The sequence below is a fragment of the Limnohabitans sp. genome, from assembly GCF_046052765.1.
GTDB lineage: Bacteria > Pseudomonadota > Gammaproteobacteria > Burkholderiales > Burkholderiaceae_C > Limnohabitans.
Map to the genome: position 1 here is coordinate 36,236 of NZ_JAVLFQ010000016.1, position 17,245 is coordinate 53,480.

Here is a 17,245-nt window from a genome sequence, read left to right on the forward strand (position 1 = left end):
GCGTCAGACCAATTTACCGTGGCATTGCTTGTATTTTTTACCGCTGCCGCAAGGACATGGCTCATTGCGCCCGACCACGGCAACTTGTTCAGAAGCAGCATCCGCCGAAGCAGTCACGCCAAATAACTGAGGCTGACCCGTTTCATCCGGCGCTGAATATGTGAGATTGGTCACGGCGTCCGCACGTTGTTCTATGGCCTGCGCTGCGTCCTCGACCTGGCTGGCCGTTTCAATTTGCACAGTCATCAGAATACGGGTGACTTCATTTTTCACCATGTCCAACAACTGACCGAACAGCTCAAAGGCTTCGCGCTTGTATTCTTGCTTGGGCTGTTTTTGCGCATAGCCACGCAAATGGATACCTTGGCGCAAATAATCCAACGAAGACAAATGCTCGCGCCAATGGCTATCGATATTTTGCAGCAGCACAGCACGCATGAACGGTGTGAATTGCTCTACCCCTACCAAGTTGATTTTGCTATGGAATGCTTCATGCGCGGCTTGCACGACCATGTGCAAAATATCCTCGTCAGTGATGGCCTGCGCGTTTTCAATGTGTTGCATTAACGGTAATTCAATATGCCAGTCATTGCGCAACACATGTTGTAACCCAGCTATGTCCCATTGTTCTTCCACCGACTCAACAGGTACAAACTGGCGCACCAAATCATCAAAGCAACCTTCGCGCAAACTGGCAATTTGTGCGGTCAGGTTGCTGGCATCCAAAATGTCATTGCGTTGCTGGTAAATCACTTTGCGCTGGTCGTTGGAAACATCGTCATATTCCAACAATTGCTTGCGGATATCAAAGTTACGGGCTTCTACTTTGCGCTGTGCGCTTTCAATGCTGCGCGTGACCATGCCAGCCTCAATAGCCTCACCTTCTGGCATCTTCAGCCTGTCCATGATGGCTTTGACGCGCTCGCCAGCAAAAATACGCATCAACGAGTCGTCAAGGCTGAGGTAAAAGCGTGAAGAGCCAGGGTCGCCCTGACGGCCTGAGCGACCGCGCAATTGGTTGTCGATGCGTCTTGATTCGTGACGTTCGGTCGCGATGATGCGCAAGCCGCCGACCGACTTGACGAATTCATGGTCTTTAAGCCAAGCTTGCCGCAACTGCTGCGCTTGGACAGTTTTGTCGCTTTCACTTAATTGGTCTTCTGCCATTAATTTATCGATGGCTTTTTCCACATTGCCGCCCAACACAATATCGGTTCCGCGCCCGGCCATGTTGGTAGCAATGGTGATGGATTTGGGAGCGCCTGCCTGCGCCACGATATCGGCTTCGCTAGCGTGTTGTTTGGCGTTGAGTACTTGATGCTTTAACCCGGCAGCGTCGAGCATGCCAGAGAGCAATTCTGATAATTCGATGGACGTGGTGCCCACCAGCACTGGTTGGCCTCGACCATGACATTCTTTGATATCGTCAATCGCCGCTTTGTATTTTTCCTCGGTGGTTTTATAGACGCGATCTAATTGATCTTCACGACTGCTTTGTTTGTTCGGTGGAATGATGACAGTTTCCAAGCCGTAGATTTCCTGAAACTCATAGGCCTCGGTATCCGCAGTACCGGTCATACCACTGAGTTTTTCATACAAGCGAAAATAGTTTTGGAAAGTGATGGACGCCATGGTCTGGTTTTCAGCCTGGATGGCGACGCCTTCCTTGGCCTCAACCGCTTGATGCAATCCATCGCTCCAACGACGACCTGACATTAAGCGACCAGTGAACTCATCGACAATGATGATTTCGCCACCCTGATTCACGTAATGCTGGTCTAAGTGATAAAGGTGCTGAGCACGCAATGCCGCATACAAATGGTGAACCAAACCGATGTGCATCGGGTCATACAAAGACGCACCAGCAGGCAATAACCCCATGTCCGAGAGAATTTTTTCCGCCTTCTCGTGACCGAGTTCTGTCAGGTACACCTGGTGAGATTTTTCGTCAAGCGTGAAGTCGCCCGGGGTGATGACACCTTCACCTGTTCGCAAATCCAACTCGCCTTCCTGGCGGGTCAGATGGGGAACGACTTTGTTCATGGCCAAGTAGGTTTGCGTATGGTCTTCGGCTTGGCCACTGATGATCAATGGCGTGCGCGCCTCGTCAATCAAAATAGAGTCAACCTCGTCAACAATGGCGTAATTGAGTTTTCGTTGCACTCTATCGGCAAATTCATACACCATGTTGTCGCGCAGGTAATCAAAGCCGTACTCGTTATTGGTGCCGTATGTGATGTCACTGAGGTAAGCATTTTGCTTTTCCTCTCTGGTCAGTTGCGCGAGATTGACACCCACCGATAAACCCAGAAAGTTATAAAGACGTCCCATCCATTGCGCATCACGGTTTGCCAAATAGTCATTGACGGTCACAACATGTACGCCGCGTCCACTCAAGGCATTGAGGTAGACTGCCAAGGTTGCCGTCAGCGTCTTACCTTCACCGGTTCTCATTTCGGCAATTTTCCCTTGATGCAAAGCAATGCCGCCGAGCATCTGCACATCGAAGTGACGCATCTTCATCACGCGTTTAGAACCTTCACGCACGACAGCAAAAGCTTCTGGCAATAAATTGTCCAGGCTTTCGCCTTGCTTATGGCGTTGTTTGAGTTCAGTGGTTTTGGCTTTTAAAGCTTCATCGCTCAATGATTCCAACGGAATTTCTAAGGCGTTGATGCGCTCTAAGGTTTTACGGTAAGTCTTGAGCAACCGGTCATTGCGGCTGCCAAAAATATAGGTCAGTGGATTGAAGGCCATACAAGCTATTTGTCCACGCCTGACCGGATGGTGAGCTATGGACGCAGGTTCCTTTGTAGAAGTCAGCCATTTTACCTGTGTGTGAGTCCATAATTCGGTATGAGCCGTCCTCCCCCAACCCTGCCCCAACGTAATGGTGTGATGGATGCCATTGCACAGTCTGACACGCTGTCCGGGATGCTGGCTTTGCAACAAAAGTCCTCGCTTTACTTGCATACGATTGAAACGGTTTTGCCTGCTGGCTTATCACTGCACATCAAGGCCGGACCCATAGATGAAGATTGCTGGTGTTTGTTGGTCGCGCACAATGCGGCAGCAGCCAAGCTGCGCCAATTGTTGCCTTCGCTTTGCGCGCATTTACGCAGCAAGGGGCATAACGTTCAACGCATACGTATCAAAGTGATGTCACGCTGATTTTTTGTGTTGTCGTAGACGCCACAATCCGGTGTTATCTTTGTGACATAAATAAAACAGGTTTTGTATGCGTCGTACTATTTTCACTACGCCCATTGTGGCGTCTGCACTTGAGCATTTTTCATCGTGGTTATTGCATCGATTGGGCTGGACATTGCACGGAAGCATGCCTGCTGATGTACGCCAAAGTGTGGTGATTGCCGCGCCGCATACCAGCAATTGGGATTTTCCTTTTACCTTGCTGGCTGCTTTTGCACTGAAGATGCATATCCATTGGATGGGCAAGCACCAATTGTTCAGATTTCCATTCGGCCCGCTCATGCGTTGGCTGGGCGGTATTTCTGTGAACAGGGAAAGCTCAAATCACACGGTTGAAAACTGCATCTCACTGCTTCGCCATTCGCCAACGGATTTGCACATTGTCATACCGCCCGAAGGCACGCGTAGCAAAGTGAACTATTGGAAAACCGGTTTTTATTATGTGGCGCTAGGCGCAGAAGTTCCAGTGATTCCAGGGTATTTGGATTTTGGCAATAAACGCCTGGGCTTGGGTCCCGCCTTTGTATTGACCGGCGATATTGAAGCCGACATGAAAAAGATCAAACTTTTTTATGCGAGTTTCACAGGCAAGCACCCCCATCAGTTCGGCGTGGAGTGAAAAAAGCCAGACCTCTTTAGAAGGTGCTGGCTTTTTAATTGGTGCCGATTATCGGATTCGAACTGATGACCTACCGCTTACAAGGCGGTTGCTCTACCAACTGAGCTAAATCGGCAATATCTATATTCTACCCAAGGCCAAGGGCGTAAAAACCGGCCAACAGATTATTTAATCCGTTTCAGTTGAGGACGGGTCGACGCAGGGGACGGGGGAGTCGGGGATTCATCTGACTGCGCCGTTTGTTTTGCATGGTCAATGTCAGAGGCAGAAGGCGCAGGAAACGCCATTCCCTGGCCATTTTCACGCGCATAAATGGCAAGCACCCTGTCCATTGGCACGACAATTTCTCTGGCCACGCCGCCAAACCGGGCTTTGAATTCTATGAATTCGTTGCTTAACTCCAACCCACTGGTGGCATCAAAACTCACATTCAGAACAATCTCGCCGTTATTCACGTAATCACGCGGCACCTGAACCGTTTGATCCACCGTCACAGCAACATAGGGGGTGTAGCCGTTATCAGTACACCATTGATGCAGTGCCCGGACCAAATAAGGTCGGGTAGAGGTTGACTGAGAAATATTGATCATGCGATTTATTTACGCATCACCTTTTCAGATGGCGTCAGCGCCTCGATGTAGGCCGGTCTGGAGAAAATACGCTCGGCATATTTCAGTAACGGAGCAGCGTTCTTAGACAACTCAATGCCATAGTGATCCAAGCGCCACAACAAGGGAGCGATAGCCACATCCAGCATAGAGAAATTGTCTCCCAACATGAATTTATTTTTCAGAAATACGGGCGCGAGTTGTGTCAAGCGATCACGGATATGTGAACGCGCTTTCTCCAGCACTTTTTCATTGCTTTTCTGGACACGAGACTCCAGCAAAGTGACATGCGTGAACAACTCTTTTTCAAAGTTCAGCAAAAACAAACGCACTCTGGCACGGTCCACTGGGTCGCCGGGCATCAGCTGGGGGTGCGGAAAACGCTCATCGATGTATTCATTAATGATGTTGGATTCATACAAAATGAGGTCTCGCTCAACCAAGATGGGTACCTGCCCATAGGGATTCATCACGTTGATGTCTTCAGGCTTGTTGTAGAGATCTACATCACGGATTTCAAAATCCATGCCTTTTTCAAACAATACAAACCGGCAACGGTGGGAAAAAGGACAAACTGTCCCAGAGTACAAGACCATCATGAGCGTGGCTCCTGAAATATAAAAGGTTTAACAGGCCTAAGTAGACCCATTGTAAGAACCCGCCAAAGCGGGTTGAAGTTGATTCGTTTTAGCGAATATCTTTCCAGAACGCAGCATTCAATCGCCAGGCAATGAACATGAAAATCAACAGAAAAATCATGACCCAGACCCCGATTTTCACGCGGGTGCTTTGAGCGGGTTCAGACATCCATTGCATGTAGTTGACCAAGTCACCGACAGCCTCATCGTACTCTGTCGGGCTCATCTTGCCGGGCGTGACCTGTTTCCAGCCTGTGAAAACATGGGTTTCGTGGCCATGAGACTCTATGGTGTCGTATACCGGTTGACGCTCGCCTTGCAGTTCCCACAACACATGGGGCATGCCTACATTCGGATATGCCAAGTTATTCCATCCTGTGGCCTTGGCAGGATCTCTGTAATAGCTGCGCAAATAGGTATACAAGTAATCTGCGCCGGTGCCACCATGACCCGACCTTGAACGAGCGATCACAGTCAAATCGGGTGGATTGCCGCCAAACCAGTCTTTGCCTTGTTTGGGGTCCATGGCGATTTTCATGGTCTCGCCTACCTTATCGGTCGTGAACAACAGGTTGTCTTTGATTTGCTGCTCGGTCAAGCCAATGTCGGTCAAGCGGTTAAAGCGCATGTACGCAGCCGCATGGCAATTCAAGCAATAGTTAACAAATAATTTGGCGCCATGTTGCAGAGAACCCAAATCATTGAGTTTGTTGGGTGCTTTGTCCCAGGCAATGGTGTCGGTATTTGCAAAAGCAGGCAAGCTGACAGCCAAGCTGACCAACACGCTGAGAATGAATTTTTTCATGATGGTGTGCTCCGTGCTGTTTCAGTGTGCGACAAAGTTGACGCGAGCCGGTACTGGCCTGGTCTCACCTAGTCGGCTCCACCAAGGCATCAGCAGAAAGAAGCCAAAGTAAAACAGTGAGCCCACCTGAGAAACACGTTCACCAATGGCAGACGGCGGTTGCATACCCAGGTAGCCCAAGATAAAGAAGTCAATCACAAACACAACGTAAAGGTATTTGTGCCAATCTGGACGGAAACGGATGGATTTGACCGCGCAATTGTCCAGCCATGGCAAGAAGAACAAAATGACGACAGCGCCACCCATGACCACCACGCCCCAGAATTTGGCGTCAATAGCAAACATGGCGCCAACCAACACCACAGCACCTCCAATGATCACCGACTTGAGTGTGTTGCTGATGGCGGCGCGCGTGGCACCGAGGTAAGCAGCAGCAATCACACAGACGATGAGCGCATACATCATTTCGCTGGTGATGGCACGCAGCATGGAGTAGTAAGGCGTGAAATACCAAACGGGTGCGATGTGCAACGGTGTTTTTAACGGGTCAGCAGGAATAAAGTTGTTGTATTCCAAGAAGTAACCGCCAAACTCAGGGGCAAAAAAGATGATGGCTGAAAAAACCAGCAAAAAGCCCATCACGCCCATGATGTCGTGCACGGTGTAATAAGGGTGAAAAGGAATGCCGTCCAAAGGCTTGCCGCTGGCATCTTTGGTGGCTTTGATTTCAATACCGTCAGGGTTGTTAGAACCGACTTCGTGCAAAGCGATGATGTGTGCGACCACCAAGCCCAACAACACCAAGGGAACAGCGATCACATGGAAGCTGAAGAAGCGGTTGAGCGTAGCGTCTCCGACCACATAGTCACCGCGTATCAGCAAAGCCAAATCAGGTCCGATGAAAGGAATGGCTGAGAACAAATTCACGATCACTTGTGCGCCCCAATAAGACATCTGGCCCCAAGGCAGCAAATAGCCCATGAAAGCTTCACCCATCAAAGCCAGAAAAATGGCGCAACCGAACAGCCACACCAGTTCGCGCGGTTTGCGGTATGAACCGTAAATGAGGCCGCGGAACATGTGCATGTAGACCACGATAAAAAATGCCGATGCGCCAGTGGAGTGCATATAGCGTATCAACCAGCCCCAAGGAACGTCACGCATGATGTATTCAACAGACGCAAAAGCCATGGCTGCGTCTGGTTTGTAGTGCATGACCAAAAATATACCTGTGACGATTTGAATCACCAATACCAGCAAGGACAACACGCCAAAAAAGTACAAGAAGTTGAAATTTTTCGGCGCGTAGTACTCGCTCAAATGCTCTCTGTACATCTTGGACAACGGAAAGCGGTTGTCAACCCAATTGAGTGCTTGCTCCGCCAGAGGAGCGTTAGGGGAAATCTCTTTGAATTCAGCCATGGTGGTTGCCTTTAAGCCTTTTTGTCTTCGCCAATTACCAAACGACTGTCTGATAGATACATGTGGGGAGGAACTTCGAGATTGTCTGGAGCAGGTTTGTTTTTAAACACGCGACCTGCCATATCGAATGTGGAACCATGACAGGGGCAAAGAAAACCGCCCTGCCAGTCGTCCGGTAATGAAGCTTGCGGTCCCATTTGGAATTTATCGCTGGGAGAGCAGCCTAGATGTGAACAAATACCAACGCCGACAAAAAACTCAGGTTTGATGGAACGGGCTTGGTTGCGCGCGTATGTTGGCGTGAGTTCATCTGGTTTACGTTTCGATTCAGGGTCGGCCAATTGGGCTTCGACCTTTTTCAAGGCTTCCAATTGCTCGGGCGTGCGGCGGATGATCCACACCGGTTTGCCACGCCACTCGACGGTGAGTTTTTCTCCTGGTTTGATAGCTGAGATATCAACCTCCACCGCGGCACCGGCGGCTTTGGCACGCTCGGAGGGGCTGAAAGTGCTGACAAAAGGGATAGCGACTGCCGCTCCCCCAACTGCTCCGGCGCAACCTGAGGCGATCAGCCAGGTGCGCTTACCGGTGTCTACAGTGGTTTCACTCATGAAAGGCCTCTAAGTTCCATTGCGAATATCGAAAACCCTCAATTCTAACCGAGCGGTTTAGGTAAAAACCAGAGGTCGTATTTCAAAGGGTTTTACAAGGCAAAGTGAGAAAGCATAGAAATATACTTCTAAGGTACTCAGTGATTGGGTGTTTTGAAGTTGGCAGCTGTCAAGGCTGCAAGCAGGCTGGACGGATCAGCCTGCCCTTTGCCGGCAATATCAAATGCGGTTCCATGGTCTGGACTGGTGCGAATGAACGGCAAGCCCAGCGTTTGGTTGACCCCCAACTCCAAGCCCGAATACTTCACCGGAATCAGCCCTTGGTCGTGGTACATGGCCAGCACAACATCTGGCGCTGAAGGTCCTGTGGTCAGATGCGCTTGCATGAAAACTGTGTCCGGGGGAAACGGGCCTTGGACATCAATTCCTTGTGCGCGAGCCTTGTCTATCGCGGGTGCGATGTCGCTGATCTCTTCCGCTCCGAACAGTCCTTGTTCACCTGCATGCGGGTTCAAGCCTGCCACCCAAATACGCGGTGAACGTCCAAACATGGTTGGCCAGCTGCGGTGAGTGATTTGCAAGGTCTGCAGCACATTGGCTGTCGTTACCGCTTCAATGGCTTGACGCAGTGAGACATGGATGCTGACCAATACCACCCGCAGAGTGGGACTGCTGAGCATCATTCGCACAGGCAGTTCATCCACAGGAATACCCAGGTGTTGGGCAGCCAATGCTTGCAGCATTTCGGTATGTCCGGGATAGTCCACACCCGCTAAAGAGAGCGCTTTTTTATTCAATGGGGCAGTCACCACCGCGCGGACTTCACCACGCAGCGCCGCCATCGCCGCCCAAGTGACTGCATCGGCCGCCATGCGTCCAGCGGCGGCACTGACCAACCCCATTTCTACCTCAGCATCTGGTGACACATTCATCACAGCGAGTTGTCCAGGCGGCAATTTGAGCGCATCGCTGACATGAAAAACCTCTGAGCAAGCTATTCCCTGTGGCAGTTGTGGAGCGAGTATGTCAAGTTGTCGGCGCATCTGCGTCAAGTTGCCGATCACGCAACAAGCCTTCATCTGTTGGCTGTGGCTGGCGAAAGCTTTCCAAATGATTTCTGGCCCTATACCGGCCGGGTCACCCATGGTCAGTGCAATCGGCAATGAGTCGTCTCGCGCGGCCATGGATTTGTCTGAGCTATGCAGGATTGTTGATATCTATAAAGCGGTGCGCCACGCCCAATTCTGCAGCGACATATTGCGCCAGTGCGGGCGCGCCGTAGCGCTCGGTGGCGTGATGCCCACAGGCAAAAAAAGCGACTCCGGTTTCATTCGCTAAATGCGCCTGAGGCTCTGAAATTTCACCGGTAACGAATGCATCTACGCCGACAGCGATGGCATCTTCGAACCAAGATTGAGCGCCGCCAGTGCACCAGGCGATGCGTTTGATGGGATGCGATGGATCGGGAACCACTGCAACCACTGCCCTGCCAAGTTTGACTTCCAAATCATTTTTAAGTCGCAGTGGGTCTGTCAAACCGTTCGTAGGCGTGCCCAGCCAACCAATGCGCTGGTCGCCAAATCGACCCTCCGGTTGCCAACCCATGTGCATCCCTAGTTGCGCATTGTTACCCCAGGTCTCATGGGCGTCCAAGGGCAAGTGATAGGCCAGCAAATTGATGTCATGCGCCAGCAGCAATGCCAGTCGTTGCTTGAGCCAACCGGTGACGCTGCCATCGTGGCCGCGCCAAAACAGGCCGTGGTGAACCAGCAGAGTGTCAGCGCCATCATCAAGGGCGGCTTGGATGAAGGCCAAGCTGGCCGTCACCCCCGAGACGATTTTTTTAACCTCGGTACGGCCCTCTACCTGCAACCCGTTGGGACAGTAGTCTTTGAACAATTGCGGTTGCAGCAACTCGTTGCACAAACCAAGAAGTTGATGTCGTTGCGCCATGTCAGCGGGGCACAGTTTTAGCCTTAGGCCGTTGCGCAGGCGTCACGGTCAATTCGATTTCATCGCTTTGGCGTAACACTTTCATGCGTGCAGGTTGGCCAGGTTTGAGGGCGGAGACACGGGAAAGCAATTCAGCCACGTTACGCACTGGTTCACCTTGCACACTGAGCAACACGTCTCCCGGTCGAACCCCGGCCTTGAATGCAGGTCCAGTTTGCAACACGCCAGTGATGATCACACCACTGCTTTTTTGCACATTGAATGTTTTGACCAGATCAGGTGTGATTTCAGTGGGCTCTACACCTATCCAGCCTCGCACCACTTGGCCTTGTTTGACAATGCCTTCCAACACTTGACGCGCAGTGTTGACTGGTATGGCAAAACCTATGCCCATGCTGCCGCCGGAACGTGAATAAATGGCCGTGTTGATTCCCAACAAATTGCCCTGCACATCCACCAGTGCGCCGCCGGAATTACCCGGGTTGATCGCGGCATCGGTTTGAATGAAGTTTTCAAAGGTATTGATACCGAGTTGATTTCGTCCCAGCGCAGACACAATGCCACTGGTCACGGTCTGTCCAACACCGAATGGGTTGCCAATGGCCAGCACAATGTCACCGACTTGCAATTGATCTGAATTACTCAACACCATGACAGGCAATTTATCCAACTTGATTTTCAATACCGCTAAATCGGTGTCCGGATCGGTGCCCACCAGTTTGGCCTGTGTGCGCCTGCCGTCGTTCAATATGACGGTGATTTCATCTGCGGCCTCGACCACGTGGTTGTTGGTCAGAATATAGCCGTCGGCGCTGACAATCACCCCGCTTCCCAGACCTGCACTCGGTGAGGCTTCATCCTGTTCACCGAAAAAATAGCGAAACCAAGGATCTTTGGCGTGATCTGGCAGGGTTTGCTTGTGCGAGGACGTATTGATACTGACCACAGACGGCGAAGCTTTTTTGGCGGCTCCACTCAAACTCCCGGCACTGCTGCCTGATGCAGACACGGGTGCTTGCAAGACTTGGACTTGCGCATCCCACAAGGAGGGGTGTTGCAACCATTCAGGTTTGAGCGTGATCAACACAAACCAAATCGCCACCAAAATGGTGACAGTTTGCGCAAACAAAAGCCACAGTCGGCGCATGGTCAGTTGTTTGCGCCAGCGTCTGAGTCTTCCGGCGCTTGGGTGTGTTTGAGGAAAATTTGCGCCGCCCAAATACCGATTTCATAAAGAATAACCATCGGTATAGCCAAAGCCAATTGAGAGACTACATCCGGCGGCGTCACAATGGCGGCGATGATGAAGGCCAGCACAATGAAATAAGAGCGGAACGCTTTGAGTTTTTCAATGCTGACAAAACCCATTCTCGCCAACACAATCACCACAATCGGCACCTCAAAAGCCAAGCCAAAGGCGATGAACATGGTCATGACAAAACTCAAATAGGCTTCAATATCAGGGGCAGCGGTGATGCTCTTGGGCGCAAAACTTTGTATGAATTTGAACACCTGCCCAAACACAAAGAAATAACAAAAGGCCACGCCGATAAAAAACAAAATGGTGCTGGACATGACCAAGGGCAACACCAAGCGTTTTTCGTGGGCATACAAACCTGGCGCGACAAAAGCCCACGCCTGGTAAAGCACCACGGGTAAAGCCAATAAAAAACCTGCCATCAGCATGATTTTGAGCGGCACCAGAAATGGCGAAATGACAGACGTAGCAATCAAGGTAGCACCTTGGGGCAATTGCGCCACCAACGGTGCTGCCAGCAAGTCATACAGTTGAGCAGGGCCTGGAAAAACGCTGAGGATGGCGCACATCACCGCGATAGCAATGACCGACTTGACCAAACGGTCGCGCAATTCCTTGAGGTGTTGAACAAAAGGTTGTTCAGTGCCTGCAAGTGGGTCTTTATCTTGGGAACCTGTATCAGACATTCGGCATCAAACTCTGTTCGAACCGACAGGCCGGAAGCGGGCCACACGCGCTGCGCCGGATAAGGCCTTGGTTCTGACTCCCTGGCGAGCCTTGTACCACTGCGGCATGGCAGAGCGCTTGAGGCGCCAGTTCTTGCCAGGGTGTTTGTATTCAGGTTGCGGCGGGGTCCATGAAAGCGTGTAGTCGTTGTTTCCGCTGGCCTCATTACCCAGGTTTTCAATGCCTTGGTTCAACTGCGTGGTGGCGTTGAGCACACTTGACTGCACATCAGTCATGGCTGAATCCATGGTTTCCTTCATTTTTTTCAGGTCTTCCATGTCCATGGAACGGTTGACCTCGGCTTTCACGTCTGAGATGTAACGCTGCGCCTTGCCGAGCAAAGTGCCCACAGTGCGGGCCACGCGCGGCATTTTCTCCGGCCCGATGACGACCAGCGCGACTGCGCCGATCACCGCCAGTTTGGAGACATCTAAATCAAACATGTATCAAGACTTGTTTTTAGCTTCAACATCAATGGGTGCCTTGTCAGCCGAGTGCGCTGGCGCAGTGCCGGCGACTTGCTGCGCAGCAGCGGCAGGTTTTTCTTCAGTAGGCGTGGCAGCGCCATCCTTCATACCGTCTTTGAAGCCTTTGACAGCGCCGCCGAGGTCGCCGCCCAAATTTTTCAACTTCTTGGTGCCGAACACCAAAACCACTATCAATAAAACAATTAACCAATGCCAAACAGAAAATGACCCCATGGGATGCTCCTCAATGAACTGAAAGAATTCTAGTCTTAGCCGCGCAACCATGGGCGAGGACCGCCCATGACATGCCAATGCAGGTGATGAACCTCTTGTCCGCCTTCGGCGCCGGTGTTGGTCAGCAGACGGAAACCGCCCTCGGGATACGGGTTGACGCCCTCTTGCAATGCGAGTTGCGGCACCTTGATCAGCAAGCGTCCAAGCAAGGCTGCGTGCGCCTCGGTAACCTGCGCCATCGAAGGGATATGCAGTTTAGGGATGACCAGAAAATGTACCGGTGCCCACGGGTTGATGTCGTGAAAAGCGAAGATATCGTCGTCTTCATAGACCTTGCGCGAAGGAATCTTGCCCTGAATGATTTTGCAAAAAATGCAGTTCGGGTCTTGCGTTTCACTCATTCAATCTTCTCCTGATTCGCGCTGCAAGGCTTTGCGCAAAGCTTTTTCTTCCAAGCCACTCAAGCCCTCGCGGCGCGACAATTCGTTGATCACATCAGCCGGGCTGAGGCCGTAATGCGCCAGCGCCACCATACAGTGAAACCATAAATCGGCCATTTCATTGACCAAATGTTGCGGATCACTGCCGTGGCTCAAGTCTTTGGCGGCCATCACGGTTTCGGTGGCTTCTTCGCCGATTTTCTTTAAAAACGCGTCTGGCCCTTTGTGCAGCAGGCGTGCCACGTAGCTGGAATCTGGGTTGCCGCCGTTAGCCGGTTTGCGGCTCTCGATCACGGCGGCCAGGCGCATCAGACTGTCAATGGTGTTCATGGTGTTTTCTTGTAAATGAGGGCGGGGTCTTGCAACACAGGCTCGGTACTCAGCCATTGACCGCCGTCTGGGCCGGTCTGCCAGCACTGGTAAAAGCAACTGTGGCGGCCAGTGTGGCAAGCGATGCCTGGGTCGTGGCCAGTTTGTGTCACGCTGAGCAGCACCACATCATTGTCGCAGTCGAGGCGGATGTCGTGCACCAGTTGCACATGGCCTGATTCTTCGCCCTTGAACCAGAGTTTGTTGCGCGAGCGGCTGAAATAGACAGCTCGGCCCTGCTCGGCGGTGAGTTGTAGCGCCTCACGGTTCATCCAAGCGAACATCAGCACGTCTTTGCTGCCCTGTTCTTGCGCGATGACGGGCACCAGACCTTGCGCGTCCCATTTGATGTGATCAAGCCAATTCATAGGTGGAGATGTTAAGGGCAGCGCTTGTTGAGGATAAGTAGTCAGACAAAAGCGGATCGAATGGCTTTTATTGCCACGATTGAGTCAGCCAGCGCGGCTTCAACACCAGCAGTGAGTATTTTCATGTGTTGATCCGCAAGGACCAAACGAGACAGCAATTGCAAGGTTTGTTTTTAGAAGGTGCAAGCTCGGAAGCTATACAAGCGGTGACGCCTGCCTACTTTGATTATTGGGGCTTTAAGAAACTCTTTACTTTTGCGGAACGAGCCTTAGTTGCAAATCGCAACCTACAGCGAGTGCGTATTTGCGCAAGGTAGCGATTGAGGGGGCGTGCTTGCCGGAGCCCTCCAACCGGGACACTGCGCTCTTGGTCGTACCCATCAACTGCGCAACCGCGTCCTGCGTCAGTCCTGCCCGGGTGCGCGCTTTTAACAACTGCGCGGTGACTTCGTACTCGGGTGCAAGCGCGTCGTAAGCTTGCGAAAAACCTTTTTTTGTTCGTGCGCGCGCCAAAAAAGTGGCGTGATCATGAGGGACAGGCTTGTGTTTGAGTTCAGCCATGGTCAATTTCCTTTATGCGTTTGCGAGCAAGCTTTAATTCTTTGTCTGGGGTTTGTTGTGTCTTTTTGACAAAGGCATGAGCCACGACAACTCGACGACCAACCAGAAAACAGTAAAAAGCCCGTCCGATATTTGATTTTCCACGTGGTCGCAGTTCAAACAAACCCTCGCCAAACGCACGCGAGTGAGGCAGTCGCAAACTCGGTCCGTAATCAATCAGCAATTCAACAAGGCGGGCATAGTCAGCCAACACATCCACCGGCCACGCCTCAATCTCGGCAAGAATCTTCGGATGGAAGTATTCGACTTTGTATGACATTTACAAATGTTAGCAAAAACGCTAACAAACTACAAGCCTCTTTGATCCGAAATCAAGACGCGACGCGCAATAGCAAAGCTTCTTGCGCCACCATGTTGATGCTTTTACCTTCCGCTTGAGCCGCCAATGCCAGCTGCTCATGCAGCTCTGGTGAAATGCGCAGGTTGAATTTGCCCGAGAAATTTCTTTTGGGATCGATGCCTTTTTCTTTGCACACATCTAGGAAAACTTGCAAAGATTTTTTGAACTCTGCACGTAACTCCTTGGGATTCTTTCCATCGAAATCTGCGCCACCGTTGAAACCGAGAATTTCCCCGCGCAACAGGTCAAGCTCTTCGTCGTATTCGATCTTGGCGTGAAAGCCGTCAACTGTCATGGTTTTCATGGTTGTACTCCGTGTTGGTCCAGCCATTTGCGAATGCTGGCGACTGCGCCTTTGTCGGTGTTAGGGGTTCATCTACGCGGCCAAAAGCGAGCACCTTTGTATAGAAGCCAACTCCTTTTGCAGGACTTCCTTGGCAATAGCGGTGTCGTAAGCAGCCTGCCCGCGTAACCACCAACCATCGCTCAGGCCGAAGTAGCGGCAAAGCCGAAGATCGGTGTCAGCCGTGACAGAGCGCCTGCCAGCCACGATCTCACCAATCCTCTGTGCAGGTACGCCGATGTCCTTGGCGAGGCGGTACTTCGTCAGGCCCAGAGGCTTGAGGAATTCTTCTTCCAGCATCTCGCCGGGGGAGACAGGTTGAACGGTACGCATGGCGTTTCCCTTAGTGATAGTCGACGATCTCTACTTCAGTAGCCCGTTCACGGGTCCAAACAAAACAAACGCGCCACTGCTGATTGATGCGAATGATGTGCTGCCCTTTCCGGTCATCTTTCAGCGCCTCAAGCGCATTGCCGGGCGGCACCTTCAGATCGTCAAGAACTGCCGACCAGTCCAGTTGGGCGAGTTTGCGCAAGGCGGGTCGTTCGATGTTCACCCAGGGCTTCACGCGCTTACCCTCAAAGAGGGCTTGGGTATCTTTGCATTTGAAGTTTCGGATAGGCACGGGCGACAATGATAACGCGGCGCGTGCCTAGCAGCAAGCAGCTGCGTTGACATGGGCATTGAAGAGGAGTTCTTCAAATTCAGTACGGCGTCCCGTCCTTGTGCTGAATAGTCCATTGGCCATCCAGCAACACGGCTTTGAGGTCGTCATCGGGGTAAATCCCTTCATCCCCAGGGCTTCGGTCCCCCACCTCCAGGTAGACAACGGTTTCTGATGTTTCGTTGACCAGCCGGTGTCCATTGCCCGTGACCGCCTAAAAGCCCGCACACATGCCGGGCGACAAGCGGGTGCGGCCCTCATCGGTGTGCAAGCTCGGGTGACCTTGCAGAACGTACACAAATTCGTCTTGTGTGGTGTGGGCATGGCGCAGAGATGAGACTGCGCCAGGTGCAAGCTGGGTCAGGTTGACGCCGAAGTTGGTCAGCCCGAAAAGGTCACCCAGCGGGCGCTTCTCGCGACCATCCATTTGGTAGGCGAAAGGCTGCGGGTAATTGGAAGGCTTGATGCGCTTTGGGGCGTCGGTGGCGACAAGGGCGACTACTTTTGGAATCCGCATGAGCGAGGGGTTAGGCTTCAGTGCGCAGCAACACATAGCTGCCTTGCTTGTGTCTCGACAAAGCAGCCTCAAGTTCCGGAACAAGAGGCAGCAAGTATGGCAGCTCATTTGATAGCGCGTCCAGCACGAAGACCGAAAGTGGCAGAGTTGATGTGTTCTGCTGATACGGGAGATTCTTGTCGACTGTTATGAAGGCATCAAATCTTGCGGCTGCGAGCGCCAACAGCTTCCCATTCTTGACGCCGGACCAGCCTTCCTGCGTAACCGTGGATACCTGGTGCGATGGAAGTGCCTTCTGCAAGCGTGCGGGCACGCACTCGTCAAGCAGCAGACGCATCTGCAGCCAAGCTCTTATGCGCAGCCTCTAGTAAAGCGACAGCACGCTCGCGGGACACAGCGGGAAAGTCCTCAAGGAATTCCTCTAGCGAGGAGGAGCCTTCCAAATAGTCGAACAAGTTCTTCACGGGGACGCGGGTGCCCGCGAAGCACAGGGCCCCACTCATGATTTCAGGGTCTCGCGTGACAATTGCAGAGTCCATAAGCACCTCCAAGTAAATGAGTTTAGCGCTTGACGCATTGAGGGTCGGATTTCTGGGGGCTAACGTGAAGATGACGGGCACCAAGGCTAACTCGGCCAATGCGGCCTCGTGAAATCGGACACGCATCAATTCAGCAGACGTCGAACTTGTGCAAATACTTCTTCAGCGGGAATGAGCTTGGCCGTACCAGCGTCGATATCGGCGATTCGAATTCGAATCTCCTCCTCCCAAGCCGCCTCGATTTCTTCGTCTGGTTCGTGCACCGACGCAAGAAGTTCCTCGGCCAATCGAACCCTGTCTGCCGCAGGCAGTTTTCGAGCTTGTGAGCTGAGTTCTTCAATGAAGTTAGCCATAGTGATCTCCTAGTGGAAACTCAAGTCTACCGCTCAAGGTGTAGACCCGCTGTTGGCGCCGGAGTTGAGGGATACCGTTGGAAGGCACCGGCAGGCAACACGCGCCGCGAAGTGCCAAGCTGATGTTGCTTGTTCGTGTA

Annotated in this window: 26 protein-coding genes and 1 tRNA gene; 2 read left to right on the forward strand and 25 right to left on the reverse strand. The window is 52.1% G+C overall.

The window, feature by feature from the left end:
* Positions 1-3: 3 nt before the first annotated feature.
* Complete coding sequence (gene secA / locus AC9UG7_RS01360) at positions 4-2,757, reverse strand: preprotein translocase subunit SecA (protein WP_509583334.1); 2,754 nt, start codon at positions 2,755-2,757, stop codon at positions 4-6.
* 99 nt (positions 2,758-2,856) lie between these two features.
* On the opposite strand from secA, the gene AC9UG7_RS01365 reads away from it, so the two are divergent.
* Both AC9UG7_RS01365 and AC9UG7_RS01370 read left to right on the forward strand, forming a co-directional pair.
* Positions 2,857-3,171 (forward strand): DciA family protein, encoded by a 315-nt coding sequence (locus tag AC9UG7_RS01365; protein ID WP_509583336.1) that lies wholly within the window; start codon positions 2,857-2,859, stop codon positions 3,169-3,171.
* Positions 3,172-3,238: 67 nt separating this feature from the next.
* A complete protein-coding gene (locus AC9UG7_RS01370; RefSeq protein WP_509583338.1) occupies positions 3,239-3,829 on the forward strand; it encodes a lysophospholipid acyltransferase family protein in 591 nt (196 codons plus the stop codon).
* A 39-nt stretch (positions 3,830-3,868) separates the two neighbouring features.
* Here AC9UG7_RS01370 and AC9UG7_RS01375 read toward each other — a convergent pair.
* The 24 genes from AC9UG7_RS01375 to AC9UG7_RS01490 all read right to left on the reverse strand — a co-directional run bounded on the left by AC9UG7_RS01375 (position 3,869) and on the right by AC9UG7_RS01490 (position 17,105).
* Positions 3,869-3,944, reverse strand: a tRNA-Thr gene (locus tag AC9UG7_RS01375).
* A gap of 49 nt (positions 3,945-3,993) precedes the next feature.
* Entirely contained in the window at positions 3,994-4,419 is a 426-nt protein-coding gene (locus tag AC9UG7_RS01380) for a ClpXP protease specificity-enhancing factor (protein ID WP_509583340.1), read from the reverse strand.
* 5 nt (positions 4,420-4,424) lie between these two features.
* On the reverse strand, positions 4,425-5,036 hold the full coding sequence (locus AC9UG7_RS01385) for a glutathione S-transferase N-terminal domain-containing protein (RefSeq protein WP_509583342.1): 612 nt from the start codon (positions 5,034-5,036) through the stop codon (positions 4,425-4,427).
* A gap of 88 nt (positions 5,037-5,124) precedes the next feature.
* The gene (locus tag AC9UG7_RS01390; RefSeq protein ID WP_509583344.1) at positions 5,125-5,880 is read right to left on the reverse strand and encodes a cytochrome c1; all 756 of its coding nucleotides are present in this window, start codon (positions 5,878-5,880) and stop codon (positions 5,125-5,127) included.
* Between the two features lie 21 nt (positions 5,881-5,901).
* Positions 5,902-7,302, reverse strand: coding sequence for a cytochrome b (locus AC9UG7_RS01395; RefSeq protein ID WP_509583346.1), 1,401 nt, complete (start codon positions 7,300-7,302; stop codon positions 5,902-5,904).
* Between the two features lie 11 nt (positions 7,303-7,313).
* Complete coding sequence (gene petA / locus AC9UG7_RS01400; RefSeq protein ID WP_509583348.1) at positions 7,314-7,913, reverse strand: ubiquinol-cytochrome c reductase iron-sulfur subunit; 600 nt, start codon at positions 7,911-7,913, stop codon at positions 7,314-7,316.
* A gap of 137 nt (positions 7,914-8,050) precedes the next feature.
* Positions 8,051-9,097, reverse strand: a complete 1,047-nt coding sequence (pdxA, locus tag AC9UG7_RS01405; protein WP_509583350.1) for a 4-hydroxythreonine-4-phosphate dehydrogenase PdxA — start codon at positions 9,095-9,097, stop codon at positions 8,051-8,053.
* A 13-nt stretch (positions 9,098-9,110) separates the two neighbouring features.
* Positions 9,111-9,866, reverse strand: coding sequence for a Nif3-like dinuclear metal center hexameric protein (locus AC9UG7_RS01410; RefSeq protein WP_509583352.1), 756 nt, complete (start codon positions 9,864-9,866; stop codon positions 9,111-9,113).
* 1 nt (position 9,867) lies between these two features.
* Complete coding sequence (locus tag AC9UG7_RS01415) at positions 9,868-11,013, reverse strand: Do family serine endopeptidase (RefSeq protein WP_509583354.1); 1,146 nt, start codon at positions 11,011-11,013, stop codon at positions 9,868-9,870.
* A gap of 2 nt (positions 11,014-11,015) precedes the next feature.
* Positions 11,016-11,810 (reverse strand): twin-arginine translocase subunit TatC, encoded by a 795-nt coding sequence (gene tatC, locus AC9UG7_RS01420; RefSeq protein WP_509583356.1) that lies wholly within the window; start codon positions 11,808-11,810, stop codon positions 11,016-11,018.
* A 6-nt stretch (positions 11,811-11,816) separates the two neighbouring features.
* The gene (locus AC9UG7_RS01425) at positions 11,817-12,293 is read right to left on the reverse strand and encodes a twin-arginine translocase TatA/TatE family subunit (RefSeq protein WP_509583358.1); all 477 of its coding nucleotides are present in this window, start codon (positions 12,291-12,293) and stop codon (positions 11,817-11,819) included.
* Between the two features lie 3 nt (positions 12,294-12,296).
* Positions 12,297-12,551 (reverse strand): Sec-independent protein translocase subunit TatA, encoded by a 255-nt coding sequence (gene tatA, locus AC9UG7_RS01430; RefSeq protein ID WP_509583360.1) that lies wholly within the window; start codon positions 12,549-12,551, stop codon positions 12,297-12,299.
* 35 nt (positions 12,552-12,586) lie between these two features.
* On the reverse strand, positions 12,587-12,952 hold the full coding sequence (locus AC9UG7_RS01435) for a histidine triad nucleotide-binding protein (RefSeq protein ID WP_509583361.1): 366 nt from the start codon (positions 12,950-12,952) through the stop codon (positions 12,587-12,589).
* Complete coding sequence (locus tag AC9UG7_RS01440) at positions 12,953-13,321, reverse strand: phosphoribosyl-ATP diphosphatase (protein WP_509583363.1); 369 nt, start codon at positions 13,319-13,321, stop codon at positions 12,953-12,955.
* On the reverse strand, positions 13,318-13,728 hold the full coding sequence (gene hisI / locus AC9UG7_RS01445; RefSeq protein WP_509583365.1) for a phosphoribosyl-AMP cyclohydrolase: 411 nt from the start codon (positions 13,726-13,728) through the stop codon (positions 13,318-13,320). Before hisI ends, AC9UG7_RS01440 begins: the two co-directional genes overlap by 4 nt.
* Before the next feature lie 249 nt (positions 13,729-13,977).
* Positions 13,978-14,289, reverse strand: coding sequence for a helix-turn-helix transcriptional regulator (locus AC9UG7_RS01450; protein WP_509583367.1), 312 nt, complete (start codon positions 14,287-14,289; stop codon positions 13,978-13,980).
* A complete protein-coding gene (locus AC9UG7_RS01455; protein ID WP_509583369.1) occupies positions 14,282-14,608 on the reverse strand; it encodes a type II toxin-antitoxin system RelE/ParE family toxin in 327 nt (108 codons plus the stop codon). The genes AC9UG7_RS01450 and AC9UG7_RS01455 overlap by 8 nt, the downstream gene beginning before the upstream one ends.
* 52 nt (positions 14,609-14,660) lie before the next feature.
* Entirely contained in the window at positions 14,661-14,993 is a 333-nt protein-coding gene (locus AC9UG7_RS01460) for a type II toxin-antitoxin system HicB family antitoxin (protein ID WP_509583371.1), read from the reverse strand.
* Positions 14,994-15,065: 72 nt separating this feature from the next.
* Positions 15,066-15,365: a HigA family addiction module antitoxin gene (locus AC9UG7_RS01465; protein WP_509583373.1), complete on the reverse strand. Its 300-nt coding sequence runs from the start codon at positions 15,363-15,365 to the stop codon at positions 15,066-15,068.
* Between the two features lie 10 nt (positions 15,366-15,375).
* Complete coding sequence (locus tag AC9UG7_RS01470) at positions 15,376-15,666, reverse strand: type II toxin-antitoxin system RelE/ParE family toxin (protein WP_509583375.1); 291 nt, start codon at positions 15,664-15,666, stop codon at positions 15,376-15,378.
* A gap of 244 nt (positions 15,667-15,910) precedes the next feature.
* On the reverse strand, positions 15,911-16,213 hold the full coding sequence (locus AC9UG7_RS01475) for a cupin domain-containing protein (RefSeq protein WP_509583377.1): 303 nt from the start codon (positions 16,211-16,213) through the stop codon (positions 15,911-15,913).
* Between the two features lie 10 nt (positions 16,214-16,223).
* The gene (locus AC9UG7_RS01480) at positions 16,224-16,550 is read right to left on the reverse strand and encodes a DUF5615 family PIN-like protein (protein ID WP_509583379.1); all 327 of its coding nucleotides are present in this window, start codon (positions 16,548-16,550) and stop codon (positions 16,224-16,226) included.
* Positions 16,534-16,878 carry a DUF433 domain-containing protein gene (locus AC9UG7_RS01485; protein ID WP_509583380.1) on the reverse strand — a complete coding sequence of 115 codons (345 nt, stop codon included), beginning with the start codon at positions 16,876-16,878 and terminating at the stop codon, positions 16,534-16,536. The genes AC9UG7_RS01480 and AC9UG7_RS01485 overlap by 17 nt, the downstream gene beginning before the upstream one ends.
* The gene (locus AC9UG7_RS01490) at positions 16,878-17,105 is read right to left on the reverse strand and encodes an addiction module protein (protein ID WP_509583382.1); all 228 of its coding nucleotides are present in this window, start codon (positions 17,103-17,105) and stop codon (positions 16,878-16,880) included. The genes AC9UG7_RS01485 and AC9UG7_RS01490 overlap by 1 nt, the downstream gene beginning before the upstream one ends.
* Positions 17,106-17,245: the final 140 nt, after the last annotated feature.

Excerpts from the sequence above, each read along its gene's own strand:
- AC9UG7_RS01490 (WP_509583382.1), bottom strand. The coding sequence starts at position 17,105 with ATGGCTAACTTCATTGAAGAACTCAGCTCACAAGCTCGAAAACTGCCT.
- AC9UG7_RS01395 (WP_509583346.1), bottom strand. The coding sequence starts at position 7,302 with ATGGCTGAATTCAAAGAGATTTCCCCTAACGCTCCTCTGGCGGAGCAA.
- secA (WP_509583334.1), bottom strand. The coding sequence starts at position 2,757 with ATGGCCTTCAATCCACTGACCTATATTTTTGGCAGCCGCAATGACCGG.
- AC9UG7_RS01485 (WP_509583380.1), bottom strand. The coding sequence starts at position 16,878 with ATGCGTGTCCGATTTCACGAGGCCGCATTGGCCGAGTTAGCCTTGGTG.
- AC9UG7_RS01425 (WP_509583358.1), bottom strand. The coding sequence starts at position 12,293 with ATGTTTGATTTAGATGTCTCCAAACTGGCGGTGATCGGCGCAGTCGCG.
- tatA (WP_509583360.1), bottom strand. The coding sequence starts at position 12,551 with ATGGGGTCATTTTCTGTTTGGCATTGGTTAATTGTTTTATTGATAGTG.
- AC9UG7_RS01390 (WP_509583344.1), bottom strand. The coding sequence starts at position 5,880 with ATGAAAAAATTCATTCTCAGCGTGTTGGTCAGCTTGGCTGTCAGCTTG.
- AC9UG7_RS01450 (WP_509583367.1), bottom strand. The coding sequence starts at position 14,289 with ATGGCTGAACTCAAACACAAGCCTGTCCCTCATGATCACGCCACTTTT.
- petA (WP_509583348.1), bottom strand. The coding sequence starts at position 7,913 with ATGAGTGAAACCACTGTAGACACCGGTAAGCGCACCTGGCTGATCGCC.
- AC9UG7_RS01455 (WP_509583369.1), bottom strand. The coding sequence starts at position 14,608 with ATGTCATACAAAGTCGAATACTTCCATCCGAAGATTCTTGCCGAGATT.
- AC9UG7_RS01385 (WP_509583342.1), bottom strand. The coding sequence starts at position 5,036 with ATGATGGTCTTGTACTCTGGGACAGTTTGTCCTTTTTCCCACCGTTGC.
- tatC (WP_509583356.1), bottom strand. The coding sequence starts at position 11,810 with ATGTCTGATACAGGTTCCCAAGATAAAGACCCACTTGCAGGCACTGAA.
- AC9UG7_RS01415 (WP_509583354.1), bottom strand. The coding sequence starts at position 11,013 with ATGCGCCGACTGTGGCTTTTGTTTGCGCAAACTGTCACCATTTTGGTG.
- pdxA (WP_509583350.1), bottom strand. The coding sequence starts at position 9,097 with ATGGCCGCGCGAGACGACTCATTGCCGATTGCACTGACCATGGGTGAC.
- AC9UG7_RS01365 (WP_509583336.1), top strand. The coding sequence starts at position 2,857 with ATGAGCCGTCCTCCCCCAACCCTGCCCCAACGTAATGGTGTGATGGAT.
- AC9UG7_RS01475 (WP_509583377.1), bottom strand. The coding sequence starts at position 16,213 with ATGCGGATTCCAAAAGTAGTCGCCCTTGTCGCCACCGACGCCCCAAAG.
- AC9UG7_RS01460 (WP_509583371.1), bottom strand. The coding sequence starts at position 14,993 with ATGAAAACCATGACAGTTGACGGCTTTCACGCCAAGATCGAATACGAC.
- AC9UG7_RS01380 (WP_509583340.1), bottom strand. The coding sequence starts at position 4,419 with ATGATCAATATTTCTCAGTCAACCTCTACCCGACCTTATTTGGTCCGG.
- AC9UG7_RS01435 (WP_509583361.1), bottom strand. The coding sequence starts at position 12,952 with ATGAGTGAAACGCAAGACCCGAACTGCATTTTTTGCAAAATCATTCAG.
- AC9UG7_RS01480 (WP_509583379.1), bottom strand. The coding sequence starts at position 16,550 with ATGCGTCTGCTGCTTGACGAGTGCGTGCCCGCACGCTTGCAGAAGGCA.
- AC9UG7_RS01410 (WP_509583352.1), bottom strand. The coding sequence starts at position 9,866 with ATGGCGCAACGACATCAACTTCTTGGTTTGTGCAACGAGTTGCTGCAA.
- AC9UG7_RS01440 (WP_509583363.1), bottom strand. The coding sequence starts at position 13,321 with ATGAACACCATTGACAGTCTGATGCGCCTGGCCGCCGTGATCGAGAGC.
- AC9UG7_RS01465 (WP_509583373.1), bottom strand. The coding sequence starts at position 15,365 with ATGCGTACCGTTCAACCTGTCTCCCCCGGCGAGATGCTGGAAGAAGAA.
- AC9UG7_RS01370 (WP_509583338.1), top strand. The coding sequence starts at position 3,239 with ATGCGTCGTACTATTTTCACTACGCCCATTGTGGCGTCTGCACTTGAG.
- hisI (WP_509583365.1), bottom strand. The coding sequence starts at position 13,728 with ATGAATTGGCTTGATCACATCAAATGGGACGCGCAAGGTCTGGTGCCC.